A 4,104-nucleotide genomic window follows, 5' to 3' on the forward strand; every position below is an offset into this window, starting at 1 on the left:
ACCCCATTGGAATACCGCCGACATATTGCGGAGGAATGAGCCTTACCCAGCACTACAGCGATCCAGGCATTCCCGGATTTTTCGGCGCTCATCGTTCTTGATCGGGTATGCCCGCAGGATCAAAGCCGACAATACACCGAGGATGGCAGGAACAAGGCCCATGATAACGATAAACCAATTGAGCATGGTCGGGATCTGCGACAGTTCCCCCATGTATTCGGAGGTGACGGGATCAACGTTGTAGCCGATTGCCATGAGCACAGCGCCAATAATTGCAGCCGAAAGCGCCGCCTGGGCTTTGACAATGAAGCTGCCGACAACCATTGTCAAAGCGGAACGATCCTTGCCGGTTTTATAAATGTTGTAGTCCATAATCTCCATTTCCACCATGGACTGCGGGACAAAGTCGCTTCCCACCCCCACTGCCATGATGAACAGGGTAATGAAGAACAGCGCAGGAATATTCGTAAGCAGGCCCGCCATCTGGGTAATAAACAGGACCACCCCGCCGACAGACTGCACAATCAGAAGGAAACAAGTCATTTTGATCGGGTTGTTCTTAAAGAGTTTCAAGAGCGGACGGCCAATAACTGCACCAAACAGGAGTGGTACGAGCATCATCATGGAAGAAATGCCGTTGAGGACACCATACTGCTCCATGTCTGTGACGCCGGTGGCCAAATCCGTGCAGAATCCCCATTTTATGTAATACGCAGGTGTGGCAAAAATAAGGGACCAGATAAAACCGGAAAAGACGCATTTCAAATAGTAGACCACCATCGGCTTGTTCTTTTTGAACAGAAGAAAGAAGTCCTTAAACTTTACCGACTCTGCCTTTTCTTCCTGCACACTGTGCTTTTCTTTGACAAGGAACCAGCCAATAAGAGAGAGCACCATCGCTGCACCAACAATAACAGTGATCAGGATGGCAAATGAGTCATGATAGTTGCCCACGCGTTCGTTGACCGCAACCAGCACAGCTGTAAAGGCGGACGTAACAACGCCCAGGATCATGGTCCAAACCCGCGGCCCGATAACCAGCTTGGAACGTTCGTTGAGATCATTGGTCATCGTTCGGAACAATAGATTATCCTTATAAAAGGATGTTCCCACATCAAACAAAAAGTAGAAAACGACAACCCACACAACAACCAGTACGGGCTTGGACACAAACTCGGACGGGAACGAGTAGAGACATACACAGCCAATGCCAGTCAGCAGTATGCTGAGGAGAAAAAAAGGTTTGTACTTTCCGATTTTGGTCCGTTTCCCGCGATCCATCAATAATCCCTGAACGGGATCATCCACAGCATCAAAGATCCGCGCAAACAGAAGAAGCGATGTAGCCAAGGTCGCTCCCATAGCGCCCAGCCCGGCGTAGTCGGTCATATACTGCATAAACATGCTGGACATAAACACGGTACAGAGACCATTTACAGTAGACAGCGCCGTTGCGCCGAAACAGTCTCGCAGCGTAATTGCGTCCGGATTTTTCACACAGATAGACTTGAGCATTACTATCCCCCTTGCCATTTCATCAGTTATTCTCAACCAACAAAGCCAGAATTCGTGCAATTCCAACAATTCAATGATAGATTATTCCTTTGTATTCCACAATGACAAAAGGTCGCCCTTTTTCAATTTATTGTATCATTTTGTTTCTTGACGCCGAAGCAAGAAAGAATAATCACATTTTGTTACAACGCGGTATGTACCTTTCACAAAAATGGCGACAGATATCCCTCTTGGCCTTTCAAAAGCCTTCCGATGGGTACCCCATAAGGTCTGTGACATTATCGGGTGTAATCACAATCGCATCACCAAACCTACAAAAACACAAATCCGAACGCATCTACAAAAAGTATGCGTTCGGATTTTTCAGTATGGTGCAAAATTAGCGACCGATCCCCGCGAGGCGAATGCAAGCGCTTGCACGACACATGAGCCCGCCCCGAAGGGGATGGTACAGCCCCCTTTCCGGCCAATCAGGCTGTGGAGGGACTTGCGCTCTAAAATGGTCCACTGCACCGTTTTTGCCCGCCGGTACGCAAGGCGGCGGGGCCCTACAGGTTGCGGTGCCCGCATCGGCCGGCGCCCCTTGGGACGGGGCTTGTCCTCTGCGACCGCTGCCCCTGCTCCGGCTCCCTGTTTCCGCCGCAGGCGGCGGTCGCCTCCGCAGCTGTTCTCGTCCTCCGATGGTGCACCAGCTCTACTTTCTGGATTATAGCAATAAAAAAAGAGCCTTACGTTTTCCGTAAGGCTGCGTAGCGGCAACATCTCTACCCCCGGCACGCTCTGCTCCCTTTCCCATTCCCCGGGGACTCTCCCGCGGGCTAACCAACAGTCCACTGGACTGTTGGTTCCGGCACTGCGGTGCCGTCGCCCTGTTCGAGTCCTCCGAGCGTGCAACCAAAATAAAAGCCCTACGGCGGGACACGCCGTAGGGGCTTTATTTTGGTGCACCATCGGGGACTCGAACCCAGGACCCACTGATTAAGAGTCAGTTGCTCTCGCAGCTGGGCCTAAGCAGTGGTTAACAACGTGGGTGCGGATTTTCCAATCGAAGTAATCCTCTTGAGTTATTGCTCCAGCCTCAAGGCGTGATTTTTCGGTGCGCCAGTCTCTAAGAAAATTTTGGACGGCTTCATCATGTATTACAATGACTACGTAGCCTTTTTCTGTCCGGTTGCAAGATTGTGACCAATTATCTTTGTTTAAAAGGGATAATTCAATAAGGTTGGTATCGCCCTGATCTAACCAAAGCAGATTGTGAAGCAATGCCTGCAGCGTTTCATCCGCTTCCAAGAAAAGCATTTCTTCCGGCACGTTCAAAGCATGAGCTATTTTATTGAGTTGGTCACGTTTGGGGGTTCGATACGCCATCTCATACTGGGCGATGCGATTTGCCCCATTCTTTCGCAGCCCAATCCGCTCGCCCAATTCTCGTTGAGTCATGTGTCGGTGTCGACGAATTTGACGAATTTTTTCCCGATCTTCATGATTTGATATTCCCCTCTTTCGTCAGTAAATGCAACTTGTAATATTCTCGCTGTATGCTATTATAATATTAGTCTCAGTTCGTTGGCTGGTTTGCTTTCTCGAACCTACCATTTGGCTGTTTTCTCAGCAGTTTTATCCGCATAATTTTCTCAACCTTTACCGTTGTCGCCCACTTTTCGTCGCTTTAAAGATATTTTTTGTGTAGCATTAGCCCCTCACCACTTTTCACATGGTAGAGCACCTGACTGTTAATCAGGGTGTCGTCCGTTCAAGTCGGACTGGGGCAGCCACGAAGCGATAGAGGTTTTCCTCTATCGCTTTTTTTGTTTTCTATCACGAAACAAGGTTTGATTTTAAACGCAGTATCAAACACCTGCCGAAGAGCATGGCATTTAACCAAAAAGAGGCCGCACGGTTCCTTAACGGTTCCGTGTGGCCTCTTGCTTTGTCGGTTTTAAATATTGTTTATTCTTTTCGGCGCAGAAGGGTAAAGCCCAGCATCGCCACAGCCGAAAGCACCGTCAGCAGTGCCAGTACAGCCACCGGCAGCGTGTCACCGGTCTGAGGAACTGCAGCAACAGATCCGCTGGCAGCAGCTGCGGGTTCCGCAGCTGTGTCGCCTGCCGGTTTGGATGTGCTGCTGACCGTAACATTTTGCTGGTTTTGCGTCGGGGTCGACGAGTTGTCTTCCTGGGGGGGATTGGGGGTAGGGTCCACCGCTTGATCACCTAGTTTGCCCAAGTAAAGATCGTCCACCGCCCCCCAGCCGCCGGGCTGGATGTCCAGCAGGACGCCCGGCGTAACGACGGTTTCTTCCTTCAGCGTAAAGGTCAACAAGGGCTGCTGCCAGTCGCCCCACTGGGTACCGGCAAAGTCTACGGAGGCCAGTTCACTGCCATCCGCAGCTGCCACGGAAATCCGGCCCGAAGCCCCCTCCCCCTGCATATAGAGAGTGAAAGTGTATTGTCCGGGCTGCAGCGTCACCGGGCTGTGCTGCACAGTGACCGTGCGTGCTGCTGCGGAATAGAAATGAAGATATCTTCTGCCGCCGTGCAGGTTGCCGGGTTCCTTTTCCGTAACGCCGTTGCCCGGCCAGTTTTCTGA

3 protein-coding genes are annotated in these 4,104 nt (G+C 50.9%); all 3 read right to left on the minus strand.

The window, feature by feature from the left end; all coding sequences use genetic code 11:
- Positions 1-42: 42 nt before the first annotated feature.
- Positions 43-1,515, minus strand: coding sequence for an MFS transporter (locus Q0526_RS01755; protein ID WP_298730263.1), 1,473 nt, complete (start codon positions 1,513-1,515; stop codon positions 43-45).
- Positions 1,516-2,493: 978 nt separating this feature from the next.
- The gene (locus Q0526_RS01760; protein WP_366522013.1) at positions 2,494-3,009 is read right to left on the minus strand and encodes a helix-turn-helix transcriptional regulator; all 516 of its coding nucleotides are present in this window, start codon (positions 3,007-3,009) and stop codon (positions 2,494-2,496) included.
- Positions 3,010-3,465: 456 nt separating this feature from the next.
- Positions 3,466-4,104 (minus strand): hypothetical protein (locus Q0526_RS01765; protein WP_298730265.1); only part of this gene is annotated, 639 nt, incomplete at its 5' end.

This window comes from uncultured Subdoligranulum sp. (genome assembly GCF_937890665.1).